The sequence below is a fragment of the Duganella vulcania genome (genome assembly GCF_009857655.1).
Taxonomy (GTDB): domain Bacteria; phylum Pseudomonadota; class Gammaproteobacteria; order Burkholderiales; family Burkholderiaceae_D; genus Rugamonas; species Rugamonas vulcania.
Genome location: NZ_WWCX01000002.1, coordinates 118,659 through 143,972 on the forward strand (window position 1 = coordinate 118,659; position 25,314 = coordinate 143,972).

Genomic DNA, 25,314 nt, shown 5'->3' on the forward strand with positions numbered 1-25,314 from the left:
GCATGAAATTTAACAAGCTTGCTGTCTCCATCGCCCTGAGCTGGGCCAGCGCCACCGCGCTGGCCGCTCCGGCCGCCGCCACACCGGCCACGCCGCCACAGCTGGCCGCCGCGCAGTCCCCGGTCAAGGCCGCGGCGCCCGCCGCCGACAACGCCGACGCCACCCCGCTGCCGCAGCCCTCCAGCTCGGCCCAGCATCTGTACGCTTCCGCCAAAAACGACATCCTGCAAGTGCGCTCGCTGCTCAAGAGCGGCCGCACGCAATCGTCGGTCGGTTCCGGTTTTTTGATCGGCACCAGCAACCTGGTGGTCACCAACTACCACGTGGTGTCGCAGTTCGCGCTCGATCCCGACACCTATGTCGGCGAATGGGTCGACACCAGCGGCCAGCGCGGCAACGTCGAGCTGCTGGCGGTGGACGTGCTGCACGACCTGGCCGTGCTGCGCGTGAGCCGCAACGGCACCGGCTTCTTCAAGATCCCCGATCAGCTGGCCAAGCTGACGCAGGGCCAGTACCTGTACTCGCTGGGCAATCCGCTCGACCTGGGCTTCGCCATTTCCGAAGGCGCCTACAACGGCGTGATCGCGCGCAGCTTCTACGACCAGCTGATGTTCACCGGTCCGATCAACTCCGGCATGAGCGGCGGCCCCAGCGTGACGGTGGACGGCGCGGTGGCCGGCGTCAACGTCTCCAAGCGCCTCGACGGCGAGCTGGTCAGCTTCCTGGTGCCGGCCCGCTACGCGCAGGACCTGCTCAAGCGCGTGGAACAGCAGAAAAAGGCGCCGGCCGATTTCACCGCCGTGGTCGCGGCCCAGCTGCTGACCCACCAGCGCGCCATGGTCGACCAGCTGCTGGCCAGCCCGCTGAGCCTGAAGCCGATGGGCCCGTATCAAGTGCCGGTGCGCGAGTCCGAGCAGATGCGCTGCTGGGGCCGTTCCAACGTCAAGGCCGACAAGCCGTTCACGGTGGACGACGCCAGTTGCGCGATGGAGTCGGCCATCTTCGTCAGCGGCTCGCTGCAGACGGGCCAGCTGAGCATCCGCCACCAATACCTGCGCAGCACCGGCCTGGGCAAGCTGCGCTTCGCGCAACTGGCCAGCGCCTCGTTCAAGAACGAGCACTTCGGCACCAACAAGGACACCCGCCTGACCGGCCCGCAATGCACCGAGGACTTCGTCAAGAACAAGGACGTGCCGCTGCGCGCCGTGCTGTGCGTGCGCGCCTACCGCAAGTTCGCCGGCCTGTACGACTTCGCGCTGCTGACCGCGAGCACCGACCAGGGCTTGATGAGTTTGCAAAGCCGGCTGGACGCGCGCGGCGTCTCGTATGAAAACGGACTGCGCCTGTCGCGCGTGTTCATCGACTCGATCGGCCTGGCGCCGGTGGCGGCCAAGAAGCCCGAGAAACCAGCCCCCGCGGCCAAGGGAGGCACACAATGAAAGCCCCCTACTTCATCGAGATCCTGGCCCGCAACGGCGACGTGCTGCACCGTCACAAGGTGGACGCGCTGCCGATCCGCCTTGGCCGCAGCTACGACAACGACGTCATCCTCGACGACGCCCACAGCGCCGCCGCCCACGCGGTGGTCGACGCCGACGAGCAAGGCCGGCTGGTGCTGCGCGACCTCGGCAGCAAGAACGGCAGCTACCTCAACGGCAAGCGCCAGACCAGCATGGTGCTGGACGGCGACACCATGGTGCGCCTGGGCCACACGCGACTGCGCGTGCGCGCGGCCGACTTCCCGGTCGCCGACGAACGTGCCGACACCACCATGCACGGCTGGGAAGGCGCGGCGCCGGCCACCATCGGCCTGGCGCTGATCGCCATCTTCACCTGCCTGGAAACCTGGCTGTCCGACGTCGAACCGTTCGCGCTGATCCGCTACCTGCAGGTGCTGGCCACCAGCCTGGCCGCCGGCCTGGTGTGGAGCGGCGTGTGGGCGCTGGCCAACCGCCTGTTTGGCGTCCATGCGCGGCTGGGACGGCACCTGTTCATCCTGGGCAGCGCGCTGGCCGTGGTCGGCGTGTGGAAGGTGGTCAGCTCGGTGCTGGCGTATGCGTGGTCAGCCGAGGCGTTCACCCGCTACGGCAACCTGGTCACGCTGGCGATCGCCTGCGGCATGCTGTTCTTCCACCTGGTCACCATCAAGCCGCATCATCCGAGACGTTTCGCGATCAGCAGCTGGGTGATCCTGATGGGTGGCGCCGCGTTGATGTTGATGACCAATCTGCAGGGAACGGGCCGCGCCGCCGACGAGCTGTACATGTCGGTGCTGCTGCCGCCGGAAGTGCGGCATAGCGCGGACCACAGTGTCGATCAATTCATGGGAGACGCCGCCAAGCTGAAAATCGCTGCAGACGCGGCCCGCGTCCGCACGGTCAAGGACGGCACGCCGGAAACCGAGGACGACGACGACGGCGCCGAATGAACGCCGATAGCCCGCGGGACGCTAGTCCTGCGGGATGTTGTGGATGTGAGCCAGCAGGGTTTTGATATCGGCCTCCACCTCCGGTGGCGGATTGAGGAACATGCAGCCGATATGAAGTTGCTCGCCCAGCAGGAAGGATTTGTAGGAGCGCGTGACGCGCACTTCCATTTCGGGGACGATGACGGATTCCGATTCCAGTTCCAGCTGCACATTCAGCAGCTTGCGGCCTTTGAGCAAACCCTTCACAGCGTTCTTCGTGCAGCGCAGGCCGATCCCGCCCAGCGAAAAATCGTAGATCGGCAACTCATAGAACTTACCGTTTAACTCGAACGACGCACTGAAGGTGGCCGCCAGCGGCGTTTCCACCCGCTCCGAGGCGCGCCGGTTCAGCACGGCGCAGGTCTCGGGGAAGACCATGGGAATCAGATGCGGGCTGCCGGGAACCGAGGTCCACTCCTCGCTGGACAGGCGGAACTGCAGCTTCGCGGAGGTCAGCCAGGTGACGAAGGTGACTTTGCCTGGCGGCAGGACCGAGCCCTCATTCAACTCCATCACAAAATGCGGCTGCTCGGGATCGACCGACAGGATGCGGCCAAGCACCGGCTCGCGATTGCCGGGCACGTACATCGAAATTGCGTCGCCGGTTTCAGCCAGCAGGGTTAACGTATCGCCGATATCGTCCTCGCCCGTCATTTCAAAGGAATTGGCGGAGGCCGGGATGGGGCTCATCGCATCCTGCGGGCGTGGTGGCCCCCGACGGATCGAGTGGACAGCAGGTTCACTGAGTGACATGACGTTCACCTATGTTTATGACAACGTTAGACATTATTTAGGTCTGTGTATAACTTCATCATAGTCCGGGTTTTTCCCTTAAGCAACCTTTTTATAATTTGGGAAAATGGCCTGATGCAGGGCGAGAAGGCGCGAACATTGCAGTTCGGCAAGATGATATGCTGTGCATGCCCATGCCGGACAGAATTTATCAATGAGGACGCACCTTGAGTCAAAAAAACTTCCGTCAGTTGCACGATGCCCTGTTGAGCTATGCGGGCCGGTCGGCATACGCGGATGTGCTTTTGCCCTGGCTTCATGAAAGCCAGGATGAACAAATGTGGCTGCGCTCTTTTGGACAACGGGAGGGCGAACCCATCCCTGCTGCGACTGTTGAAGAGTTGTGGTCGCTTTACGCGCTGAGCCGTGTCTGCGAGGTCTTGATCCTGACCTTCCAGGACGGCAGCTGCGATTCAAGCTGGAAAGGACCAGCCATATCGATCAGCGAGTTCACTGCGTTTATCGAGGCGCTAGGCTTAACGGTATTAACGCCCGCCGCCTACTGCGCGTTTTATCATGAGGTCGTAAGCGTCGAACCCCATGAGTCTGCGGACGCCCACATCCTCGCTTACCAGTGGCCCTGTGTAATGCTGGGCAATTTGCTTGTCTTGCGTGGCGGCGTCGCGGTGGCCGCAAACTCCGCGCTTCTTCGGCCCGGCATCGCTGACAATTCCACCCTCTATTGGTCCAGTCGCCGAAAGGCGCGGCCACATCAGGATCTCTCAAACGGCTGGGGGCACAACTCACAATGGGGCACGGCGTTCCGGCGCGACTATGTCATCGGCGCCGTCCAATATTTCAACGTCGACGGCAAATGTGATTTGGCGTCGCCGGAATGGCAGCAAACGGATTGCTGTGAAATGGAAGTCAGCCTGACCCGGGAGGAGAGAATCGAGCTGCTGACGAATCGTTGTTTCGTCAGGTCTGCAAAGCCGCATGCCGACTTGTGGCCATACCATGATCGTATTCGGATTGCCGGCGGCACAGGCCAAAAAAAGCCCGCCGGCCCGAACGCGCTCAAGATCGCGCTCGGTGCCGGCGGGCTGTTGGGCGTACTGTCTCTTACCTGGCTGCTTTGCGGCGGCGGGCGATAACGCCAACCAGGCCCAGGCCCGCCAGCATCATGGCGTAGGTTTCCGGTTCAGGTACGGCGGCGGTGACGGACACGTTGTCCAGCACGGCGCCCGAGAAACCGTCGCCACCGACGCTGCTGAACACCAGCGCTTGCGAACCACCGGTGGTGGTGAAGTTGAAGCTGTAGTTGGTGACGGGGGTGCTGCCATCGAACGCATAGTGGTTGCCACCAACGAACACGTCCAGGCCGGCACCGTGCGAGTTTGGATTGTGGGTCAGGTCGAACGACAGCGTGTAGGTAGCGCCTGCGACGGCGTTGAACGATTGCGACAGCACGCCCGGACCTGGCGTGCCCAGCATGTCGATGCTGTTGCCCGATATCGCGTTGTAGCTGTTGTTGATCACGTCGACCGACACCCCACCGACGGTCCAGTTGGCGATCGCGCTCGAACCCGCGCCTACCATGACGAAGTCGTTTGGATTGACCCCGGCGACATTTTCAAAGTCACCGTTCTGGATCAGGTTGGCGGCCGATGCGGCGCCCGAAACACTTGCTGAGGCGATGGCTGCTGCCAAAATCAGTTTGCGAATTTTCATGGCTGACTTTCAAAAGAGATGGGACGTCGACGGGATGAACCCATTTTAGCAATCAATTTCAAAAGCACAACTAAAATTTCATTTTGCTACTAAATATATTTTTATAGCAACATTTCTACGCATTCAAGAAGGCCAGCCGCGCAGCACCTGGTCCACCACTTCCTGCAGCTGTTTGCGGGTGGCGCCGGCCGCCGCCTGCACCGCCATTCCATTCGAGACCGTCATCACGTAGCGCGCCAACTGGCCCGAGCAGCTGTCGACCGGCAGGTCGCCGTCCACCTTGGCGCGCTCCAGGCGCGCGCGCAGTTTGGCCTCGCTGGCAGCCCGGCGCTCGATCAGCGAGTCGCGAATTGGCAACGCATCGTCGCTGCAGGCGAGCGCGCCATTGATCACCAGGCAGCCGTGCGGATTCTCCGCCTCGGTCTGGGCGTCGGCATTGCCGCGCAAAAAGTGCTCAACCACGGCACGCGCGGTCGGCTGCGCCAGCGCCGCGTTGAACAGCGGATCGTGCGTGGCGCCGTAGCGCTCCAGCGCCATGCGAAACAGGTTCTCCTTGTTGCCGAATACGGCGTACAGGCTGGGCCGGTTCATGCCCATCGCCTCGGTCAGCTCCGGCAGCGAACTGCCTTCGTAGCCCTTTTCCCAGAACACTTTCATGGCCTTGTCGAGCGCCGTCTCCGCGTCAAACGTGCGCGGGCGGCCGCTCTTGCGTGCGGATGCGGAAGTATCTTTCATACCGTTCGGTTAAAAATTCATTGACAAAGTTCTTTGCGGTGTTCATTATGAACCGATCAGTAAAAAACTCAAGTATTTTTACCGCTCATAGGAAGAATCTCACATGCAAAACAACAACACCCAGGCCGTCGTGCGCGACGACGCGCCCTTGCCCATCCCCAAACCCACCCGTTCCGCTTGGCTGGCCGTGCTGTCGGTCGCCGTCGGCTCATTCGCGCTGGTCACCACGGAATTCCTGCCGGTCGGCCTGCTGCCCTCCATCGCCGCCGAACTGGGCGTGACCGAGGGTGTCGCCGGCATGCTGGTGACCGTTCCCGGACTGGTCGCCGCGTTCGCCGCCATCCTGGTCACGATCGGTGTCGGCAAGACCGACCGCCGCTACGTCATCTGGGGCCTCACCGCCACGCTGATCCTCTCCAACCTGATCGTCTTCGTGTCGCCGAGCTTCCCGCTGGTGCTGGCCGGACGCGCGCTGCTGGGCATCGGCGTCGGCGGCTTCTGGGCCATCGGCGGCGCGCTGGGCAACCGGCTGGTGCCGCCGGCTTCGGCCGCGCGCGCCACGTCGATCATCTTTGCCGGCATCTCGTTGGGCACGGTGGCCGGCGTGCCGGCCGGCGCCATGATCGGTGAACTGGTGGGCTGGCGCATGGCCTTCTTCGCCGCGGGTTCGTTGTCGGTGCTGGTGCTGGCGGCGCAGGTGTGGCTGATGCCGAGCCTGCCGACCACGCAAGCGCTGACCTTCGCGCAGCTGCCGGCGCTGCTGCGCGTGCAGAAGGCGAGGCTCGGCATGCTGGCGACGCTGCTGGTGTTCATCGGCCAGTTCGCCGCCTACACCTATGTCACGCCGTTCCTGAGCCAGACAGCCGGCCTGGGCGCGAAGGCCATCAGCGCCCTGCTGCTCATCTACGGCGCGGCAGGTTTTGTCGGCAATCTGATCGGCGGCTGGGCGGTGGCGAAGAGCGTCAAGAATTCGCTGATCGCCACCGGTGTCATCATGGGCCTGTCTGCAGCGGCGATGCCGCTGTTCGGCACTGGCGCGGTTGGCGCGACGGTGTTGATCGTGATCTGGGGCCTGGCGTTCGGCATGATGCCGATCTCGGTGCAGACGTGGATGTTCAAGGCCGCGCCGCATGCGATGGAGAGCGGCGGCGCAGTGTTCGTCTCCACCGCGCAGATTTCATTGGCCAGTGGTGCGCTGGTGGGCGGCGTGTCGGTCGACCATCTGGGCGTGTCGAGCGCGATGGTGGTGGGCGGCTTGTTCGGGCTGGCGATGGCTGGCGTGATCGCGGCGTGGGCGCGGGATGATGGCCAGCCTTTGGGCAAGCTGCACGCCGTGCACTGATCAGATCCGGCCGCGTTTGAACTCAGCCAGGAAGGCCTTGGTCTCGCTGGCTGACAGCACTTTGATTTCGTCGCCGTGCCAGGCGTACAGGTAGGGCGTGCCGCCGAGGCGGTCGGTGAGTTTGGCGTCCAGCAGGAAACAGGTGCCGAGCGGGTAATCGTCGCACATGCGGCGCGAGCATTGCACGTGCAGCTCGGGCGAGAAGGCCTGTCCCGGCACTGGATGGATCGCCACCCTGCCCGCGCGTTCCACCGAATGCACCGCCACCTGCCGATAAGCGTAAATATCGCGCGCCATCGTCCATCCTTCACCGTCAAAAAGCGCCATGGTAGCAGATCGGCTTTTTCCGCATCGACGGTGCCCCACAAGAAAACAGAAATTAAAACGATGTCCTGGCCGCTTGAAGCGTGGCCTCACCCGACTACACTGAGATGACAACGCATACTCGGAATGAAGAGGGAAATGATGAAGTACGAACCATCTCAATTAGAAAAACACGGAGACGAGAAACAGCCGGATTACTTGGACGACCCCGATAGCTGGATCAATGTCATGCCCAATCATGCCGACGAGATCGTATTTGACGAGGATTGTCCTGAACTTGATTCCCCAATATTTTAGTGACGCCGTTCATCGCATTCACGGGCGCATTGTACCGCCGCGAAAATCTCCGACTGATCCGATCGATCCGGAAGTGCTGGCATTTAGGAAGTCCATTACACCGCTAGTACAAATGGAGCCGGATATCCTGGGCGGAATGCCTGTCTTCAAAGGAACGCTGGTGCCGATCAAGCGCCTGTTCGACTATCTGCTGGCGGGCAAACCACTGGATGACTTCCTGACGGACTACCCAACGGTTTCCCGCGACATGGCCACCGGCGTGATGGAAAACGATGCGACCCTGTTTTACGAAGCGATCAGCAAGGCGATCGATTCGGCCACCGTCTCTCCTCACTGTTGATCTAATCGAAGGACGGTTGAGGAAACCAGGCACAGGATATCGAAACGATGTCCAGGCGCCCTGCTATTTTTCAGTGCCGCTTGAAGGATATCCTTAAGCCACTACACTGAGATGACTAGGTACACGTGGGACGAAACCAAGCGGCAGAGCAATCTACGCAAGCACGGCCTGGATTTCGCCAACGCGCCGCCCGTGATTGAAGACGCATACCTGACCATTGAAGATACCCGGTTCTTTTATAGCGAACGCCGCTATAACGCGTATGGGTACTTTCAGGGCCACGCTGTGGCGGTCACTTACACAGAGGGATACGATGAAATACGAATCATCTCATTTAGAACAGCAACGAGACGGGAAAGAAATGGATTGTTTAGATGACCCGAACTGCTGGCTGAACGTAATGCCCAATTACGACGACGAGATCGAGATTGACGAGGACGGCCCGGAATACGATCCACGATACTTCGCCGAGCCGGTGCACAAGTTTAGGGGCAGGATTATTCCCCCGCGAAAGTCTCCAACGGATCCATTCGACCCGGAATTGCTCGCTTATATGAAATCAATCACGCCGCTGGTGCAGATGGAGCCCGATATCCTTGGCGGGATGCCGGTGTTCAAAGGAACGCTGGTGCCGATCAAGCGCATGTTCGACTATCTGCTGGCGGGCAAGCCAATGGATGACTTCCTGGCGGACTACCCAACCGTATCCCACGACATGGCAACCGGCGTGCTGGAAAACGATGCGACCTTGTTTTACGAAGCGATCAGCAAAGCGATCGATTCCGCCGCGATGCCCTCTTCCCTGCCCAGGTAACCCAGCTTCTCGTTGGTCTTGGCCTTGATGTTGACCTGGCCGACGGCCACGCCCAAATCCTCCGCGATGTTGGCGCACATGCTGGCGATGTGCGGCGCCATCTTCGGCCTCTGCGCGATGATGGTGGCGTCGATATTGCCGATGCTGTAGCCGGTGGCGACCACGCGCCGCGCCGCTTCCTTCAGCAAGGTGCGCGAGTCGGCGCCCTTGAACTGCGGATCGGTATCCGGAAAATGTTTGCCGATGTCGCCCAGCGCCGCGGCGCCCAGGATCGAATCGGTGATCGCGTGCAGCAGCACGTCAGCATCCGAGTGCCCCAGCAGGCCTACATGATGCGGGATGTCGACGCCGCCGATAATCAGCTTGCGGCCTTCCACCAGTGCGTGGCAATCGTAGCCCTGGCCGATGCGGAATGGGAGTTTGGTCATTTTTCTATCCTGTGTTATTCGCCCGCGGCCAGGTACATTTCCGCGATGCGGATGTCGGCCGGCAGCGTGACTTTCAAATTTCGTGGATGGCCTTCGATCAGGCGCGGCGACAGGCCGAGCATCTCGACCGCGCTGGCGTCGTCGGTGATGGCGTTGGCATCCGGTGCGCTGCCCAGGGCGCGCAGCAGCAGCTCGTAGCTGAACATCTGCGGCGTCTGCGCCAGCCATAGACCGTTGCGCGACACCGTCGTCGCGGCCACCGGCACCGCGCCCGTCGCGCGCTTGACCGTGTCCACCACCGGCAACGCCAGCAGGCCGCCCGCCGCGTCGTCGCCCACGCCGTCGATCAACCTGGCGATCAACGCCGGCGTCAGGCCGGGACGCGCGGCGTCGTGCACCATGATCATGTCGCCGCCGGCGACCACGCCTTGCAACTCGCGCAGCGCGTTGAGCACCGTGTCCATGCGCGTGGCACCGCCGCAGCGCAGCACCGTCACGCCGTCCAGGTCCGCCGGCAGCACGCTGTCGATCTGGCCGTCGGCCGCGCTGACCACCACGTAGGTGTGCCACACCAGCTCGCTGGCGCGGAAGGCGTCCACCGCATGGCGCAGCATCGGCTTGCCACCGACCGTCAGGTATTGTTTGGGTCCGTCCGCCGCCATGCGCGCGCCGACGCCGGCGGCGGGCAGCAATGCAAAGTAGCGCGGGGTGTGATTGGATGCAGTCATAGTTCTCAGTTATTTTTCCGGCGGCGCAGCAGGACCGCTTCGATCTCGCCATCGCAAGCCTTGCTCAAGCGGGCGTATTCCGTGGGCGTATCGATCGCCGCCTGTTTCGCCTTGCCCTTTTCGAATTCATCCCGGACGAACGGGAACCAGGTGCCGTTGATCTCATGCTCCAGCGCCGACATCGCGGTGCCGGACGGCGCATACAGCGGCTTGGCCTCGAAGCGTTTGTTCAACGCCGCGCGCACCACCTGCTCCACGCGCGCCAGGTTTTCCATATATGCCTGAAGGTGGCGCTGCTCGTGTTCCAGGATCGTCTTGTACGCGCAGCTGCCCGGCGCGAACTCGTTGCCGACATAGATCAGCACCGGCGAGTAATTCAGCTTCAGCTCCACCTTCGGCGCGATGCACTCGTAGCCGCTGGCCGCGTCCTGCAAGACCGTGCCGCCCAGCGCCGCCGAATACTGGGCGTTGGTCACGGTCAAGCCCAGCGTCACCATCTTGCCGTCGATGCTGCCGAACTTCGCGGTCAGCGCGCGGTACGGCAATTGGTTGTTGATGGTGTAGCCGTTCTGCTTTGCCGACAGCACGGATACCGTCTTCGCGATCGTGTCCTCGCAGCGGATCTGGAACGGCGTGCGCTGCGCGGCGGCGCTTGCCGTGCCGCTGGCCAGCGGAGCTAGCAGCGCCAGACCGACGAGGACAACGAACCTCATAGTTTCCAGTCACCCGCGCGCAGTTTGTCCAGCCAGAAGATGCCGATGACGGTTTTGACGTCGGTGATTTTCCCTTCGCGCACCCATTGCAGCAGCTCGTCGATGGTAGCGGTGAAGGTTTCGAGGAACTCGCCGTCGTCCAGCTTCTGCGGGCCGGCCTTGAGGCCGCGCGCCAGGTACAGGTCCAGGTGCTCGTCCGAGTACGCGATGGCGTTGTGGATGGTGCTGACGAACTGCCAGTCGCTGGCGGTGTAGCCGGTTTCCTCTTCCAGTTCGCGCTTAGCGCTGGCCAGCGGGTCTTCGTTGTGGTCGATTTTCCCGGCCGGGAATTCAATGAACACCTGATGCAGCGGATAGCGGTATTGGCGCTCCATCAGCACCGTGCCGTCGTCCAGCAACGGCAGGATGACGACGGCGCCCGGATGCAGCACGTATTCGCGTGCCGTGTGTTTGCCGTCGGGGAGTTCGATAGTGTCGCGTTGGACTTTGAGGAAGTGGCCGTTGTAGACCAATTCACCGTCGATACGGGTTTCTGTCAGATGCTTGTCCATGCCTGCTCCACGTCGTTGAAGAACGATAGTGTATCAGCCGTGGCGCTTGCGCAGGTAGCAGACGATGAATCCGGGGAAGCCCAGCACGATGAAGATGCAGGCGGCGATGGCATAAAACTCCCACGTCTGCGGGAAGCGGTTGCCGATCTGCGCTTCGAGGGCGAAGCCGATGGCGCCGACGACAAAGTACAGCACCGTCATTTCCGCAAGCCGCACCAGCAGCGGCTTGCGGGGCCACTTGGCGGCCACCAGCGCGAACACTTTGTCGTTGAAAAATGGCAGGTTGGCGGCCACCAGTGCAGCGGCGATCACCAACCAGCTAGCGACGGAAACATCCATCAGGTGTTCAGCGTCAGGGTCATGGCTTTCAGGCAGGCCGCCAGCAGCGGGCCTGGCAGAACGCCCAGAGCGATGATGGCGATGCCGTTCAAGCTCAGTGCGAAGCTCATGTCGCCCTTGACCACGATCGGCGAGTTATCGGCCGGCTCGTCGAACCACATCATCTTCACAACGCGCAGGTAGTAGAACGCGCCGATCAGCGAGAACATCACCGCCAGCACGGTCAGCCAGATCTGGCCGGTGCCCAGCACGGAGGTCAGCACCGAGAACTTGGCGGCAAAGCCCATCATCGGTGGCACGCCGGCCAGCGAGAACAGCAGGATCGACATGACCACCGCGAACCAGCCGCTACGCTTGCTCAGGCCCTTGAAGTCGTTCAGGGTCTCGGCTTCGAAACCTGCGCGCGACAACAGCATCAGCACGCCGAAGCTGCCGATGGTGGTCAGCACGTAGGTGATGGTGTAGTACATCGCGCCACTGTAGGCAGCGGCGGCGCCGGTGCGGTCGGTGGTGCCCGCGACGCCGGCCAGCAGGCCAAGCAGCACGAAGCCCATCTGCGCGATGGTGGAGTAAGCCAGCATGCGTTTCAGGTTGGTCTGGGCGATGGCGGTCAGGTTACCGATGGCCAGCGACAGAACCGCCAGCACCATCAGCATTTGCTGCCAGTCGAACGCCATCGGCAGCAGGCCCTCGACCAGCAAGCGGATGCAGATCGCGAAGGTGGCGATCTTCGGTGCGCCGCCCAGCAGCAGGGTCACTGCGGTTGGCGAGCCTTCGTAGACGTCCGGCACCCACATGTGGAACGGTACTGCACCCAGCTTGAACGCCAGGCCGGCGACCAGGAACACCAGGCCGAATACCAGGATGGTTGGCTTGATGGTGCCGGCAGCGACGGCGGTCGCCACGTGGGCGATGTCCAGCGAACCAGTGGCGCCGTACAGCATCGAGATACCGTACAGCAGGAAGCCGGATGCCAGCGCGCCCAGGATGAAGTACTTCATCGCGGCTTCGGTGGCCTTGTGGTTGTCGCGGCGGATCGCCACCAGCGCGTACAGCGACAGCGACATCAGTTCCACGCCCAGATAGACGGTCAGGAAGTTGGAGCCGGAGATCATCACCATCTGGCCCAGCGTGGAGAACAGCGCCAGCACGTAGAACTCGCCGCCCAGGTTACCGCTCAACATGCCGCGGTCGTCCGCGTATTGGCGCGAGTAGACCAGCGTCAAGCCGACGGCCAGGTAGGTGAACATCTTGAGCAGGTTCGACATCGGATCCGAGACGAACATGCCGTTGAAGGTGTAGACCGTGGTGCCGGCCGCGTAGTCGTGGTAGCTCAGCGCGCCGCAGATCAGCAGCGTCAGCAACGACAGCACGTAGGTCACCGAGCGCTTACCCTGCGACAGGAACATATCGATCAACAGGATCGCGCAGGTGCCGACCAGCAGAGCGACTTCTGCGGACAGCGGTACCATGTTGATAACCGCTTGTGGAAGTGGAGTAGTCATTTATGTGTTTCCGTTTTCAGTAAGGCAGCTTGCTGTGTGCAACGTGAGCCAGCAGGTCTGCAACCGAGGTTTGCATCGTGTCGGTGAATGGCGCTGGGTACAGGCCCATGTACAGCACGGCGACAGCCAGAATGCCCAGCATCAGGAATTCGCGGCCGTTGATGTCGACCAGTTCGGCCACATGGTGGTTGGCGACCTTGCCGAAGATGACGCGCTTGGCCATCCACAGCGAGTACGCTGCGCCGAAGATCAGCGCGGTCGCGGCCAGCAGGCCGATCCAGAAGTTGAACTGGGTGGCGCCCAGGATCACCATGAACTCGCCGACGAAGCCGGAAGTCGCTGGCAGACCGCAGTTGGCCATCGAGAAGAAGATGAACAGCGCGGCGAACTTCGGCATCTTGTTGACCACACCACCGTAGTCGGCGATCTGGCGCGAGTGCGCCTGGTCGTACAGTACGCCGATACACAGGAACATCGCGCCGGAGATGAAGCCGTGCGAGATCATTTGCGCGATCGCGCCCTGGATACCGATGTTATTGAAGATGAAGAAGCCCAGGGTGACAAAGCCCATGTGCGCGATCGACGAATAGGCGACCAGCTTTTTCATGTCCTTCTGCACCAGCGCGACCAGGCCGACGTAGATCACGGCGATCAGCGACAGGGTGATGACGAACGGCGCCATGTAGTGCGAGGCGTCCGGCACGATAGGCAGCGAGAAACGCAGGAAACCGTACGCGCCCAGCTTCAGCATGATCGCGGCCAGCACGGCGGAACCGCCGGTCGGCGCTTCCACGTGGACGTCCGGCAGCCAGGTGTGGACCGGGAACATCGGGACTTTAACGGCGAAGGCCATGAAGAAGGCGATGAAGATGAAGATCTGCTCTTTCATCGTCAGGGCGATCTTGTGCCACATCAGGATGTCGAAGCTGCCGCCCGATACCTTGTACAGGTAGATGATGGCGACCAGCGTCAGCAGCGAGCCGAAGAAGGTGTACAGGAAGAACTTGAACGACGCGTACACGCGGTTCTCGCCGCCCCAGATACCGATGATGATGTACATCGGGATCAGCGTGGCTTCGAAGAAGAAGTAGAACAGCAGGCCGTCCATGGCGCAGAACACGCCGATCATCAGGCCGGACAGGATCAGGAAGGCGCCCATGTATTGAGCGACGCGCTTCTGGATCACCTGCCAGGCCGAGATCACGACGATCACGGTGATGAAGGCGGTCAGCGGCACGAACCACAGCGACAGGCCGTCGATGCCCAGCGAGTAGTAGATGTTGAAGCGCTCGATCCACGGCGACTTCTCGACGAACTGCATGCCATGCGCGGCGTTGCTGAAGTTGGTGATCAGCGGGATGGTCGCGGCGAAGCTGACGATCGCGCCGATCAGCGAACCGACGCGCACCAGCGCGGCGTTGGTGTCACGGCCTACGGCCAGCACGATCAGGCCGAAGATAATCGGGAGCCAGATCGCGAGGCTCAGGTACGGAGGTAGTGTAGATATGGTTGACTGCATCATGGTTATCGTTATCTCTTTGCGTATCAGCTAATTAAGCGTGCCAAAACGGCAGGAAGTAGACCAGGAACCCCAGAATGCCGAGGATCATGACGAACGCATAGTGGTAGATGTAACCAGTCTGCGCCAGGCGGGTCAGCGAGGAGAACCAACCCACCACTTTGGCGCTGCCGTTGACCAGCAGGCCGTCGATCAGGGTCTTGTCGCCCACGTTCCACAGGCCATTGCCCAGCAGGCGCGCGCCGCCGGCGAATACGACCTCGTTGAACTTGTCCATGTAGTACTTGTTCTCCAGCAGCGTGTGCAGGAACTTGAACTTGGCGTAGAACCAGGCCGGTACGCGTGGATTGATCATGTAGCAGTAGTACGCGGCAGCGACGCCGGAGATCGCCAGCCACAGTGGCAGCGACGTCAGCGAGTGGACTGCCATCTGCAATGGCGAATGGAACTCGTGCGCCAGTTCTTCCATCGCAGGGTGGTTTTCACCGAAGGTGATCACGCCCTTGAAGAAGTCGCCGAACAGCATAGGACCGATGGTCAGGTAGCCGATGATGACCGAAGGGATGGCCAGCATCGCCAGCGGGAACCAGACCACGAATGGCGATTCATGCGGCTTCTGACCTGGCTCCAGGCCGTGGTGGCCGTGGTCTTCTTCTTCGTCGTGACCATGGTCGTCGTGACCGTGGCCGTCGTCGTGGGCGGCAGCAGCCGGAGCATGATGGTGATCGTCATGCGCGTGGGCCTTGCCGAAACGCTCTTCGCCATGGAAGACCAGGAAGTACATGCGGAACGAGTAGAACGCGGTAACGAACACGCCAGCCAGCACGGCGAAGTTAGCGAAGCCTGCACCCCAGATGTGGGTCGCGGCGACGGCTTCGATGATCGAATCCTTCGAGTAGAAGCCCGAGAAGAACGGGGTGCCGATCAGCGCCAGGGAACCCAGCAAGGAAGTGATCCAGGTGATAGGCATGTACTTGCGCAGGCCGCCCATGTTGCGGATGTCCTGGTCGTGGTGCATGCCGATGATGACCGAACCGGCGCCAAGGAACAGCAGCGCCTTGAAGAACGCGTGGGTCATCAGGTGGAACACGGCCACCGAGTAAGCGGAGGAACCCAGCGCCACGGTCATGTAGCCCAGCTGCGACAGGGTCGAGTAAGCAACCACGCGCTTGATGTCGTTCTGGATGATGCCCAGGAAGCCCATGAACAGCGCGGTGATCGAGCCGATGACCAGGATGAAGGACAGCGCGGTGTCCGACAGTTCGAACAGCGGCGACATGCGGGTCACCATGAAGATACCGGCGGTAACCATGGTCGCGGCGTGGATCAGTGCCGAGATCGGGGTTGGGCCTTCCATCGAGTCAGGCAGCCAGACGTGCAGCGGGAACTGCGCCGACTTGCCCATCGCGCCGATGAACAGGCAGATACAGGCAACGGTCAGCAGCGCCCAGTCGGTGCCCGGCAGGGTCAGCGACATCAGCTGTTCCTTCTTGGCGAAGACTTCCTGGTAGTCCATCGAACCGGCGTAGGCCAGCAGCAGGCCGATACCCAGGATGAAACCGAAGTCGCCGACGCGGTTGACCAGGAACGCCTTCATGTTGGCCACGATCGCCGTTGGGCGGGTGTACCAGAAGCCGATCAGCAGGTAGGAAACCAGGCCCACCGCTTCCCAGCCGAAGAACAGCTGCAGGAAGTTGTTCGCCATGACCAGCATCAGCATCGAGAACGTGAACAGCGAGATGTAGGCGAAGAAGCGGTTGTAGCCTTCATCTTCGGCCATGTAGCCGATGGTGTAGATGTGCACCATCAGCGACACGAAGGTCACCACGCACATCATCATCGCCGACAGCGCGTCGATCTGGAAGCCGACCACCAGCTTCATGCCGGCCACGGTCATCCAGTTGTAGACGGTGCCGTTGTAGCTGGCACCGTTGACGACGTCATTGAGCGTCATCGCCGACAAGATAAAGGCAACCAGCACGCCCAGGATGGTCGCGGTGTGCGAGGTCTTGCGACCTACGACGTTGCCGAAGAATTTAGTTCCTAACAAGCCCGCAACCGCGGCGCCAGCCAACGGCGCCAAGGGGATGGCTAGCAGGAGATTAGGGTTAAGAATAACCGCCATGATGAACCTTAATCGTTATTTTTCGAGGTTTGAACTTTAGCCACGGGATCAACCCTTCAGGCTATCCAGGTCTTCAACGTTGATGGTGTCCAGGTTACGGAACATCACCACCAGGATCGCGAGGCCGATTGCCGATTCGGCGGCCGCCACGGTCAGGATGAAGAACACAAAGATCTGCCCGGCCGCATCGCCCAGGTAGTGCGAGAACGCGATGAAGTTCATGTTCACGGCCAGCAGCATCAATTCGATGGCCATCAGCAGAACGATGATGTTCTTGCGGTTCAGGAAAATACCGACGATCGAGATCGCGAACAATATCGCGCCTAGAACGAGGTAGTGAGCGAGCGATAAAGTCATGGTGCCTCCTTAACTTCTGCTTCGGCCTGGCCGCGCGTGGTGACCGGCGCGATCTTGACGATCTTCAGGCGGTCATTGCGCTTGACGCGTACTGCGTCGGCGGGGTCGAAATGTTTGGTGTCCTTGCGCTTGCGCAGGGTCAGCGCCACGGCGGCGATGATCGCGACCAGCAGGATGACGCCGGCGATTTCAAAGCCGTAGATGTATTTGGTGTAGATCAGCATGCCCAATTCCTTGGTGCCGCCGATGTTGCCGGGGTTGCTCACCTGCTGGTCGAACGACAGGAAGGAGCGCCACAGCACGGCGGCCATTTCCAGCACGATGATGACGCCGACGAAGGACGCCAGCGGCAGGTAGCCCCAGAAGCCTTCGCGCATCTTGTCGGTGTCGATGTCGAGCATCATGACCACGAACAGGAACAGCACCATGACGGCGCCCACGTAGACCAGCACCAGCACGATGGCGAGGAACTCAGCCTCCAGCAGCATCCAGATGCCGGCGGCCGAGAAGAACGCCAGCACCAGGAACAGTGCGGCGTGGACCGGATTGCGGGCCGTGATAACGCGCGTCGCAGCCAATATCATGATGGCTGAGAAGGCGTAGAACAAAGCAGTTTTAAATTCCATAACTAACCCAAGAGACGTACATTATTGATCGACACGCTGAACTAGCCGGCCGGAGCCGGCATCGATCAGCGGTAAGGAGCGTCCGCTGCGCGGGCTGCGGCGATGTCGTTTTCGTAACGATCGCCAACGGCCAGCAGCATCTCTTTCGTGTAGTACAGATCGCCGCGTTTCTCGCCGTGGTATTCCAGCACGTGCGTTTCAACGATCGAATCAACCGGGCACGACTCTTCGCAGAAACCGCAGAAGATGCACTTGGTCAGGTCGATGTCGTAACGCGTGGTGCGGCGCGAACCGTCGTCGCGCTGCTCGGATTCGATAGTGATCGCCATCGCCGGGCACACTGCTTCGCACAGTTTGCAGGCGATGCAGCGCTCTTCACCGTTCGGATAGCGGCGCAGCGCGTGCAGGCCGCGGAAGCGAGGCGACATCGGCGTCTTCTCTTCCGGGTACTGCACGGTGATCTTGCGCGAGAACATATACTTGCCCGTCAGCGCCATCCCTTTGATCAGTTCGGTCAGCATGAAGCTGCCGATAAAGTCTTTTAAACGTTCCATTTTTTCAGTCCTTACTTCCAGATATTCCAGGATGTCTGCATCCAGCCGGCCACGAACACCAGGTACACCAGCGTCAGAGGGATAAACACTTTCCAGCCCAGACGCATGATCTGGTCATAACGGTAGCGTGGGAAAGTACCGCGCACCCAGATGAAGACGGACACCAGGAAGAACGCCTTGGCGAACAACCAGAAGAAGCCGCCGAAACCGCCCCAGAATTCCAGGAACTTGAATGGTGCAGCCCAGCCGCCCAGGAACATGATCGAACCCAGGGTCGCGATCAGGATCATGTTGGCGTATTCAGCCAGCATGAACATGGCGTAGGCCATGCCCGAGTATTCGACCATGTGGCCGGCAACGATCTCGGACTCGCCCTCGACCACGTCGAACGGGTGACGGTTGCACTCCGCCAGGCCCGAGGTCAGGTAGACCACGAACAGCGGCAGCAGCGGCAGCCAGTTCCACGACAGGAAGTTCAGGCCGTGTTCGACCATCATGCCCTTTTGCTGGCCGGCGACGATGTCGCCGAAGTTCAGCGAACCGGACACCATCAGCACGACCACCAGCACGAAGCCCATCGGGATTTCGTAGGAGATCATCTGGGCCGAGGCGCGCATCGCGCCCATGAACGAGTACTTCGAGTTCGAAGCCCAGCCGGCGATGATGATGCCGTAGACTTCCATCGAGGTGATCGCCATCAGCAGCAGCAGGCCGGCGTTGACGTTGGCCAGCACGGCTTCGGCGCCGAACGGCACCACCGCCCAGGCGGCCAGCGCCGGCATGATGGTCATGATAGGACCGATCACGAACAGGCCGGCATTGGCCTTGGACGGGGTGATGATTTCCTTGAACAGCAGCTTGAGCGCATCGGCGATCGGCTGCAGCAGGCCCATCGGACCAACGCGGTTCGGGCCGACGCGGATCTGGATCCAGCCGATGAACTTACGTTCCCACAGCGTCAGGTAGGCAACCAGGCCCATCAGCGGCAGCAGCACCACGATGATGCGGATCAGCGCCCAGATCAGCGGCCAGGCCGGAGCCAGCACGCTGTTGGCGCCCATGGCGTTAATAGTTGTGACGAATTCAGGCAGAGCCATTATTTACCCTCCCCTGCTTTTTCAACGGTGATGGAGCCGAACATGCCGCCCAGTGCAGCGGTCGACGCGTGAGCGGCGGCGACACGAACTGCGTTGGTTGGCAGCTTGGCATCAACAGCGGCGACCAGGATCGCGCTGCCGGAACCTTGCGTAACCTTGACCTTGTCGCCGGCGGCGACACCCAGTTGCTGCGCCAGGGCGCTCGACAGGTGCGCTTGAGGCGCAGCCGCGTCGGCCATCTTTTGCAGCGACTCGGCGCGGCGCACCACGGCGTCGGCGAAGTAGATAGGCACGTCGGCGATACGTTCGGCACCGGTCGAAACAGCGGAGGCTGCTACGACAGCTTGCTTGGATACGTTGTTCAGCTTGGCCGACAGGTCGGTCACGCCGGCGCCCAGCACTTCGTCGCGGATCGCTTCCGAGGTTTCGTATTCGAAACCGGACAGGCCGAGGATGTTGCCCAGCACGCGCAGCACTTTCCACGCGGGACGGGTTTCCAGCAGCGGCTTGACGGTGCCGTTGAAGCTCTGTGCGCGGCCTTCGCAGTTGACGAAGGTGCCCGAGGTTTCGCTGAATGGCGAGACCGGCAGCAGCACGTCGGCGTATTCCATGCCGTGCTTGTAGGCGGACATGACAACGACCATCTCGGCGTGCTTCAGCGCGGCGGCGGCTTGTTGCGGATTGTGTGCGTCCAGCTCAGGTTCGGCGTTCAGCAGCAGGTAAGCCTGCTTCTGTTCGGTGAACACTGGCGCGGTGCCGCTGTTGGCGTTGGCCAGGTAGGCGCCAACGGTGTTGGCGGCTTCGGTCAGGTAGCCCAGCTTGGCGCCGGTTTGTTCGGCGATCCATTGCGCGGCGGCGTGCAGCGCGGCGGCTTGCGGGTGCTGCGTTGCCGCGTTACCCAGGAAGACACCTTTGTTCTCGCCGGAGATCAGCGAAGCGGCGATCGCGTTGGCGGCGTCGGAGGCTTGTACGCCTTCGAAGCCGGCCGGTGCGGCAACTTCCTTGGCCTTGGCGACAGCGACCACCACTTGCGACAGCGCCGACAGCCACTCCGACGGAGCAACGATCATCTTGTTCGCAACGTTCATCAGCAGGTCGTCGTCGGTGGCGTGCAGGACGGACAGCTTGGCGCCGCCCTTCACTGCCGTACGCAGACGGGTCGCCAGCAGCGGGTGATCCTTGCGCAGGAACGAGCCGATGACGAAGGCGCGGTTCAGCTGGCCGAACTCGGTGATCGACATGCCCAGCCATGGGGTGACGCCGGCCAGCGAGAAGTCGCTATGGCGCAGGCGCGTATCCACGCTGTCCGAGCCCATGGCGCGGGTCAGCTTTTGCAGCAGGTGCAGTTCTTCCAGCGTCGAGTGCGGCGTGGCCACTGCGGCCAGCGCGTTGGCGCCGTGTTCGTGCTTGATGTTCTTCAGGCCGTGCGCCACGTATTCCAGCGCGGTCTGCCAGTCGACTTCCTTCCACTCGCCGCCCTGCTTCAGCATTGGCTGGGTCAGGCGGTCGGCGGCTTCCAGGCCCTCGTACGAGAAGCGGTCCTTGTCGGAAATCCAGCACTCGTTGACGGCGTCGTTTTCCAGCGGCAGCACGCGCTTGACCTTGCCGCCCTTGACCTGAACGATCAGGTTGGCGCCCAGGCCGTCGTGCGGCGAGACCGATTTGCGGCGCGACAGTTCCCAGGTACGGGCGCTGTAGCGGAACGGCTTCGACGTCAGTGCGCCAACCGGGCACAGGTCGATCATGTTGCCGGACATTTCCGAGTTGACGGTCTGGCCGACGAACGCGGTGATTTCCGAGTGTTCGCCGCGGCCGATCATGCCCAGCTCCATCACGCCGGCCACTTCCTGGCCGAAACGTACGCAACGGGTGCACTGGATGCAGCGCGCCATCTCCTGCATGGAGACCAGCGGGCCGGCGTCCTTCGGCACGACGACGCGCTTGTCTTCCTCGTAGCGCGATTCGCCCTTGCCGTAGCCGACCGCCAAGTCTTGCAACTGGCACTCGCCGCCCTGATCGCAGATCGGGCAGTCCAGCGGGTGGTTAATCAGCAGGAATTCCATCACGGACTTCTGTGCCTGTACGGCCTTGTCCGAAGCGGAGCGCACAATCATGCCTGCCGAGACCGGCGTTGCGCATGCTGGCAAAGGCTTGGGGGCCTTTTCCACTTCGACGAGGCACATACGGCAGTTCGCAGCGATCGACAATTTCTTGTGATAGCAGAAGTGCGGAATGTAGGTTCCCAATTTGTTGGCGGCGTCCATCACCATGCTACCAGCAGGGACTTCGACTTTTTTGCCGTCTATTTCGATTTCAACCATGGTGATCGTTACCTGACGCAGCTTAGATGTAAGCGGGCACTAAGCAATGCTTGTGCTCGACGTGATATTCAAATTCTTCGCGGAATTGCTTGATGAACGCGCGCATCGGCATGGCCGCCGCGTCGCCCAGCGCGCAAATGGTGCGGCCCTGGATGTTGTCGCAGATCGAGTTCAGCACGTCCAGGTCCGACGGACGTCCCTGGCCGTTTTCGATGCGGTGGATCATGCGGTACATCCAGCCCGTGCCTTCGCGGCATGGGGTGCACTGGCCGCACGACTCTTCAAAGTAGAAGTAGGCCAGGCGTTCCATGGCCTTGACCATGCAGCGCGTTTCGTCCATGACGATGACGGCGCCCGAACCGAGCATCGAGCCTGCCTTGGCGATCGAGTCGTAGTCCAGGTCGGTGTTCATCATCAGTTCGCCGCGGATCACCGGAGCGGACGAGCCGCCAGGGATCACAGCCTTGATCTTTTTACCGCCGCGCATGCCGCCTGCCAGTTCCAGCAGCTTGGCGAACGGAGTGCCCAGCGGCACCTCGTAGTTGCCCGGCATTTCCACGTCGCCCGAGATCGAGAAGATCTTCGAACCGCCGTTGTTCGGACGACCCATGCCCAGGTACTTTTCAGGACCCATGTTCAGGATGAACGGAACCGCCGCGAACGTCTCGGTGTTGTTGATGGTGGTTGGCTTGCCGTACAGGCCGAACGACGCAGGGAAAGGCGGCTTGAAGCGCGGCTGGCCCTTCTTGCCTTCCAGCGATTCCAGCAGCGCGGTTTCTTCGCCGCAGATGTAGGCGCCATAGCCGTGGTGCGCGTGCAACTGGAAGCTGAACTCGCTGCCCATGATCTTGTCGCCCAGGAAGCCGGCGGCGCGCGCCTCTTCCAGCGCATCCTCAAACTGCGAGTACACCTCGAAGATCTCGCCGTGGATGTAGTTGTAGCCCACGGTGATGCCCATGGCGTAAGCGCCAATGGCCATGCCTTCGATCAGCGCATGCGGGTTGAAGCGCATGATGTCGCGGTCCTTGAAAGTGCCCGGCTCGCCCTCATCTGAGTTACATACCAGGTACTTCTGGCCAGGGAACTGACGTGGCATGAAGCTCCACTTCAGGCCGGTTGGGAAACCGGCGCCGCCACGGCCGCGCAACGACGACGCTTTCAGGTCGGCGATGATTTGTTCCGGGGTGATCTTCTCTTCCAGGATGCGGCGCAGCGCGCTGTAGCCGCCGCGTTTGACGTAGTCTTCCAGGTGCCAGTTCTTGCCGTCCAGGCCGGCGAGAATGACAGGGTCGATGTGACGATTGTGGAGTGACGTCATTTCTTGAGTTCCTCCACCAGTGCGTCGATCTTATCGTTGGACATGAAGCTGCACATGCGCTGGTCGTTCACCAGCATCACTGGCGCGTCGCCGCAAGCGCCCATGCACTCGCCTTCCACCAGCGTGAAAGCGCCGTCGCCCGTGGTGTCACGGAAGTCGATGCCCAGCTTTTCCTTCAGGTGGTTGGCCGCGCGCACGCCGCCCGACAAGGCGCATGGCAGGTTGGTGCACACGGAAATCTTGTGCTTGCCGACCGGCTTGAGGTTGTACATATTGTAGAAAGTGGCGACTTCCTGCACGGCGATGGCCGGCATCTGGATGTAGTCGGCCAGTTCCTGCATGGTTTCGGGCGAGATCCAGCCCAGTTCAACCTGGGCGTGGGCCAGCGCGGCCATCACGGCCGACTGGCGCTGGTCGGCCGGATACTTGGCCAACTCACGGTCGATTTTTTTGTAGCACTGCTCTGATAACAACATACTTTTTCCTTAGCGGTCGATACTGCCGAACACGATATCTTGCGTACCGATGATGGTGACGGCGTCGGCGATCATGTGGCCGCGCGCCATTTCATCGAGCGATTGCAAGTGCGCATAGTCGGGAGCGCGCAGCTTCATGCGGTATGGCTTGTTGGCGCCGTCGGACAACAGGTAGATGCCGAACTCGCCCTTCGGATGCTCCACCGCGGCGTACGCTTCGCCCGGCGGCACGTGCATGCCTTCGGTGAACAGCTTGAAGTGGTGAATCAGCGATTCCATGTTGGTCTTCATGTCGACACGGCCCGGAGGCGCGACCTTGTGGTTGCTGGTGATCACAGGACCCGGATTGTTGCGCAGCCATTCCACGCATTGCTTGATGATCTTGTTCGACTGGCGCAGTTCTTCCACGCGCACCAGGTAGCGGTCGTAGCAGTCGCCGTTGGTGCCGATAGGCACATCAAAGTCCATCAGGTCGTACACTTCGTACGGCTGGTGCTTGCGCAAGTCCCACTGGATGCCCGAACCGCGCAGCATGGCGCCGGTGAAGCCCATCGCCAGCGCGTCCTCGGGCGCCACCACGCCGATGCCGACGGTACGCTGTTTCCAGATACGGTTGTCGGTCAGCAGGGTTTCGTATTCGTCGACATAGGTCGGGAAACGGGCGGTGAACGCTTCGATGAAGTCCAGCAGCGAGCCCTGGCGATCCTTGTTCAGGTTGTCGATGGCCTTGGCCGAACGGATGATCGACGGACGGTGCTGCGGCATCGAATCCGGCAGGTCGCGGTAGACGCCGCCCGGACGGTAGTAGGCCGCGTGCATGCGCGCGCCGGACACCGCTTCGTAGCAGTCGAACAGGTCTTCGCGGTCGCGGAAGCAGTACAGGAACGGGCCCATGGCGCCGACGTCCAGCGCGTGCGCGCCCAGCCACATCAGGTGGTTCAGGATGCGGGTGATCTCGTCGAACATCACGCGGATGTATTGCGCGCGCAGCGGCACTTCCAGGCCCAGCAGCTTCTCGATGGCCATCACGTAGGCGTGCTCGTTGCACATCATCGAGACGTAGTCGAGGCGGTCCATATAAGGCACGGACTGCAGGTAGGTCTTCTGCTCGGCCAGCTTCTCGGTGCCGCGGTGCAGCAGGCCGATGTGCGGGTCGGCACGCTGGATCACTTCGCCGTCCAGCTCCAGCACCAGGCGCAGCACGCCGTGCGCGGCCGGGTGTTGCGGACCGAAGTTCAGGGTGTAGTTCTTAATTTCAGCCATGTTTTACTTCCCGTAGTTTTCTTCGCGGATCACGCGAGGCACGTTTTCACGCGGCTCGATGGTGACCGGCTGGTAGATCACGCGCTTCTGCTCGGGGTCGTAACGCATTTCGACATAGCCCGATACCGGGAAGTCCTTGCGGAACGGATGGCCGATGAAACCGTAGTCGGTCAGGATGCGGCGCAGGTCGTTGTGGCCTTCGAACAGGATGCCGAACATGTCGAACGCTTCGCGCTCGTACCAGTTGACGGCGCGCCACAGCGGCACCAGCGACGGCAGCAGCGGCATGTCGTCGTCGGCGCAGAACGCGCGCACGCGCACGCGCCAGTTGTTCTTCACGGACAGCAAATGGACGACCACTGCGAATCGCAGGCCGTCCCAGGCGCCATCGCCGTAGTTCAGGTAGTCGACGCCGGCCAGGTCGATCAGCTGATCGAAGCCCAGCGACTTGTCGTCGCGCAGCGTTTGCATCACGCCGTAGTAGTCGGCGGCTTTCACGGTCAACGTGATTTCGCCCAACGCAACGGTCGTAGTAACGCGATCGCCCAGGGCAGTGCCGAGGGCGGTTTGCAGTTGTTCCAGATGTGTAGTCATATTCTTGAAGCGACCCCG

The 25,314-nt window shown here is 61.6% G+C and carries 28 protein-coding genes; 7 read left to right on the forward strand and 21 right to left on the reverse strand.

Annotation, left to right across the window (positions count from 1 at the left end):
• The first annotated feature begins 2 nt into the window (after positions 1 to 2).
• Positions 3 to 1,439: a S1 family peptidase gene (locus GTP90_RS03555; protein ID WP_161082201.1), complete on the forward strand. Its 1,437-nt coding sequence runs from the start codon at positions 3 to 5 to the stop codon at positions 1,437 to 1,439.
• Positions 1,436 to 2,428: an FHA domain-containing protein gene (locus GTP90_RS03560; RefSeq protein ID WP_161082202.1), complete on the forward strand. Its 993-nt coding sequence runs from the start codon at positions 1,436 to 1,438 to the stop codon at positions 2,426 to 2,428. The genes GTP90_RS03555 and GTP90_RS03560 overlap by 4 nt, the downstream gene beginning before the upstream one ends.
• A 21-nt stretch (positions 2,429 to 2,449) precedes the next feature.
• On the opposite strand, the gene GTP90_RS03565 is transcribed toward GTP90_RS03560, so the two are convergent.
• Complete coding sequence (locus GTP90_RS03565; RefSeq protein WP_254451711.1) at positions 2,450 to 3,220, reverse strand: flagellar brake protein; 771 nt, start codon at positions 3,218 to 3,220, stop codon at positions 2,450 to 2,452.
• Between the two features lie 206 nt (positions 3,221 to 3,426).
• Here GTP90_RS03565 and GTP90_RS03570 point away from each other — a divergent pair, with 206 nt between their 5' ends.
• On the forward strand, positions 3,427 to 4,353 hold the full coding sequence (locus GTP90_RS03570; RefSeq protein ID WP_161082203.1) for a hypothetical protein: 927 nt from the start codon (positions 3,427 to 3,429) through the stop codon (positions 4,351 to 4,353).
• On the opposite strand, the gene GTP90_RS03575 is transcribed toward GTP90_RS03570, so the two are convergent.
• Both GTP90_RS03575 and GTP90_RS03580 read right to left on the reverse strand, forming a co-directional pair.
• Positions 4,322 to 4,930, reverse strand: coding sequence for a choice-of-anchor C family PEP-CTERM protein (locus tag GTP90_RS03575; RefSeq protein WP_161082204.1), 609 nt, complete (start codon positions 4,928 to 4,930; stop codon positions 4,322 to 4,324). The two genes, GTP90_RS03570 and GTP90_RS03575, sit on opposite strands and share 32 nt — an antisense overlap.
• Before the next feature lie 123 nt (positions 4,931 to 5,053).
• Positions 5,054 to 5,665, reverse strand: coding sequence for a TetR/AcrR family transcriptional regulator (locus tag GTP90_RS03580; protein ID WP_161082205.1), 612 nt, complete (start codon positions 5,663 to 5,665; stop codon positions 5,054 to 5,056).
• A gap of 103 nt (positions 5,666 to 5,768) precedes the next feature.
• On the opposite strand from GTP90_RS03580, the gene GTP90_RS03585 reads away from it, so the two are divergent.
• Positions 5,769 to 7,007: an MFS transporter gene (locus GTP90_RS03585; RefSeq protein ID WP_161082206.1), complete on the forward strand. Its 1,239-nt coding sequence runs from the start codon at positions 5,769 to 5,771 to the stop codon at positions 7,005 to 7,007.
• Here GTP90_RS03585 and GTP90_RS03590 read toward each other — a convergent pair whose 3' ends face one another.
• Entirely contained in the window at positions 7,008 to 7,304 is a 297-nt protein-coding gene (locus GTP90_RS03590; protein WP_161082207.1) for a hypothetical protein, read from the reverse strand. It lies immediately after the preceding gene.
• A 283-nt stretch (positions 7,305 to 7,587) separates the two neighbouring features.
• Between GTP90_RS03590 and GTP90_RS36590 the strand changes: the two genes are divergently transcribed.
• The 3 genes from GTP90_RS36590 to GTP90_RS36595 all read left to right on the forward strand — a co-directional run bounded on the left by GTP90_RS36590 (position 7,588) and on the right by GTP90_RS36595 (position 8,782).
• Complete coding sequence (locus GTP90_RS36590; protein ID WP_217431934.1) at positions 7,588 to 7,968, forward strand: DUF433 domain-containing protein; 381 nt, start codon at positions 7,588 to 7,590, stop codon at positions 7,966 to 7,968.
• 111 nt (positions 7,969 to 8,079) lie between these two features.
• The gene (locus GTP90_RS37370; protein WP_161082208.1) at positions 8,080 to 8,346 is read left to right on the forward strand and encodes a BrnT family toxin; all 267 of its coding nucleotides are present in this window, start codon (positions 8,080 to 8,082) and stop codon (positions 8,344 to 8,346) included.
• On the forward strand, positions 8,282 to 8,782 hold the full coding sequence (locus GTP90_RS36595; RefSeq protein ID WP_254451712.1) for a DUF433 domain-containing protein: 501 nt from the start codon (positions 8,282 to 8,284) through the stop codon (positions 8,780 to 8,782). Before GTP90_RS37370 ends, GTP90_RS36595 begins: the two co-directional genes overlap by 65 nt.
• Here the strand turns inward: GTP90_RS36595 and ispF are convergent.
• The 17 genes from ispF to GTP90_RS03690 all read right to left on the reverse strand — a co-directional run bounded on the left by ispF (position 8,722) and on the right by GTP90_RS03690 (position 25,296).
• The gene (ispF, locus tag GTP90_RS03610; protein WP_070268912.1) at positions 8,722 to 9,210 is read right to left on the reverse strand and encodes a 2-C-methyl-D-erythritol 2,4-cyclodiphosphate synthase; all 489 of its coding nucleotides are present in this window, start codon (positions 9,208 to 9,210) and stop codon (positions 8,722 to 8,724) included. The genes GTP90_RS36595 and ispF overlap by 61 nt on opposite strands.
• A 14-nt stretch (positions 9,211 to 9,224) precedes the next feature.
• A complete protein-coding gene (ispD, locus tag GTP90_RS03615) occupies positions 9,225 to 9,938 on the reverse strand; it encodes a 2-C-methyl-D-erythritol 4-phosphate cytidylyltransferase (protein ID WP_161082209.1) in 714 nt (237 codons plus the stop codon).
• A gap of 5 nt (positions 9,939 to 9,943) precedes the next feature.
• Positions 9,944 to 10,651, reverse strand: coding sequence for a hypothetical protein (locus tag GTP90_RS03620; protein WP_161082210.1), 708 nt, complete (start codon positions 10,649 to 10,651; stop codon positions 9,944 to 9,946).
• Entirely contained in the window at positions 10,648 to 11,202 is a 555-nt protein-coding gene (locus GTP90_RS03625) for an NUDIX domain-containing protein (RefSeq protein WP_117013509.1), read from the reverse strand. The genes GTP90_RS03620 and GTP90_RS03625 overlap by 4 nt, the downstream gene beginning before the upstream one ends.
• Positions 11,203 to 11,235: 33 nt before the next feature.
• Positions 11,236 to 11,541 carry a DUF2818 family protein gene (locus GTP90_RS03630; protein WP_117013508.1) on the reverse strand — a complete coding sequence of 102 codons (306 nt, stop codon included), beginning with the start codon at positions 11,539 to 11,541 and terminating at the stop codon, positions 11,236 to 11,238.
• Entirely contained in the window at positions 11,541 to 13,046 is a 1,506-nt protein-coding gene (nuoN, locus tag GTP90_RS03635; RefSeq protein ID WP_161082211.1) for an NADH-quinone oxidoreductase subunit NuoN, read from the reverse strand. Before nuoN ends, GTP90_RS03630 begins: the two co-directional genes overlap by 1 nt.
• A 16-nt stretch (positions 13,047 to 13,062) precedes the next feature.
• On the reverse strand, positions 13,063 to 14,568 hold the full coding sequence (locus GTP90_RS03640; RefSeq protein ID WP_161082212.1) for an NADH-quinone oxidoreductase subunit M: 1,506 nt from the start codon (positions 14,566 to 14,568) through the stop codon (positions 13,063 to 13,065).
• Positions 14,569 to 14,599: 31 nt separating this feature from the next.
• Positions 14,600 to 16,690 carry an NADH-quinone oxidoreductase subunit L gene (gene nuoL, locus GTP90_RS03645; RefSeq protein ID WP_161082213.1) on the reverse strand — a complete coding sequence of 697 codons (2,091 nt, stop codon included), beginning with the start codon at positions 16,688 to 16,690 and terminating at the stop codon, positions 14,600 to 14,602.
• A gap of 48 nt (positions 16,691 to 16,738) precedes the next feature.
• The gene (nuoK, locus tag GTP90_RS03650) at positions 16,739 to 17,047 is read right to left on the reverse strand and encodes an NADH-quinone oxidoreductase subunit NuoK (protein ID WP_008450334.1); all 309 of its coding nucleotides are present in this window, start codon (positions 17,045 to 17,047) and stop codon (positions 16,739 to 16,741) included.
• Complete coding sequence (locus tag GTP90_RS03655; RefSeq protein ID WP_161082214.1) at positions 17,044 to 17,673, reverse strand: NADH-quinone oxidoreductase subunit J; 630 nt, start codon at positions 17,671 to 17,673, stop codon at positions 17,044 to 17,046. The genes nuoK and GTP90_RS03655 overlap by 4 nt, the downstream gene beginning before the upstream one ends.
• 65 nt (positions 17,674 to 17,738) lie before the next feature.
• The gene (nuoI, locus tag GTP90_RS03660) at positions 17,739 to 18,227 is read right to left on the reverse strand and encodes an NADH-quinone oxidoreductase subunit NuoI (protein WP_028819529.1); all 489 of its coding nucleotides are present in this window, start codon (positions 18,225 to 18,227) and stop codon (positions 17,739 to 17,741) included.
• 11 nt (positions 18,228 to 18,238) lie between these two features.
• On the reverse strand, positions 18,239 to 19,324 hold the full coding sequence (gene nuoH / locus GTP90_RS03665) for an NADH-quinone oxidoreductase subunit NuoH (RefSeq protein ID WP_161082215.1): 1,086 nt from the start codon (positions 19,322 to 19,324) through the stop codon (positions 18,239 to 18,241).
• On the reverse strand, positions 19,324 to 21,645 hold the full coding sequence (gene nuoG, locus GTP90_RS03670; RefSeq protein WP_161082216.1) for an NADH-quinone oxidoreductase subunit NuoG: 2,322 nt from the start codon (positions 21,643 to 21,645) through the stop codon (positions 19,324 to 19,326). The genes nuoH and nuoG overlap by 1 nt, the downstream gene beginning before the upstream one ends.
• 22 nt (positions 21,646 to 21,667) lie before the next feature.
• A complete protein-coding gene (gene nuoF / locus GTP90_RS03675) occupies positions 21,668 to 22,963 on the reverse strand; it encodes an NADH-quinone oxidoreductase subunit NuoF (RefSeq protein ID WP_028819532.1) in 1,296 nt (431 codons plus the stop codon).
• Positions 22,960 to 23,439 (reverse strand): NADH-quinone oxidoreductase subunit NuoE, encoded by a 480-nt coding sequence (gene nuoE, locus GTP90_RS03680; RefSeq protein WP_161082217.1) that lies wholly within the window; start codon positions 23,437 to 23,439, stop codon positions 22,960 to 22,962. Before nuoE ends, nuoF begins: the two co-directional genes overlap by 4 nt.
• Positions 23,440 to 23,448: 9 nt before the next feature.
• A complete protein-coding gene (locus tag GTP90_RS03685) occupies positions 23,449 to 24,702 on the reverse strand; it encodes an NADH-quinone oxidoreductase subunit D (RefSeq protein ID WP_161082218.1) in 1,254 nt (417 codons plus the stop codon).
• Between the two features lie 3 nt (positions 24,703 to 24,705).
• On the reverse strand, positions 24,706 to 25,296 hold the full coding sequence (locus GTP90_RS03690; RefSeq protein WP_161082219.1) for an NADH-quinone oxidoreductase subunit C: 591 nt from the start codon (positions 25,294 to 25,296) through the stop codon (positions 24,706 to 24,708).
• Between the last annotated feature and the right edge of the window lie 18 nt (positions 25,297 to 25,314).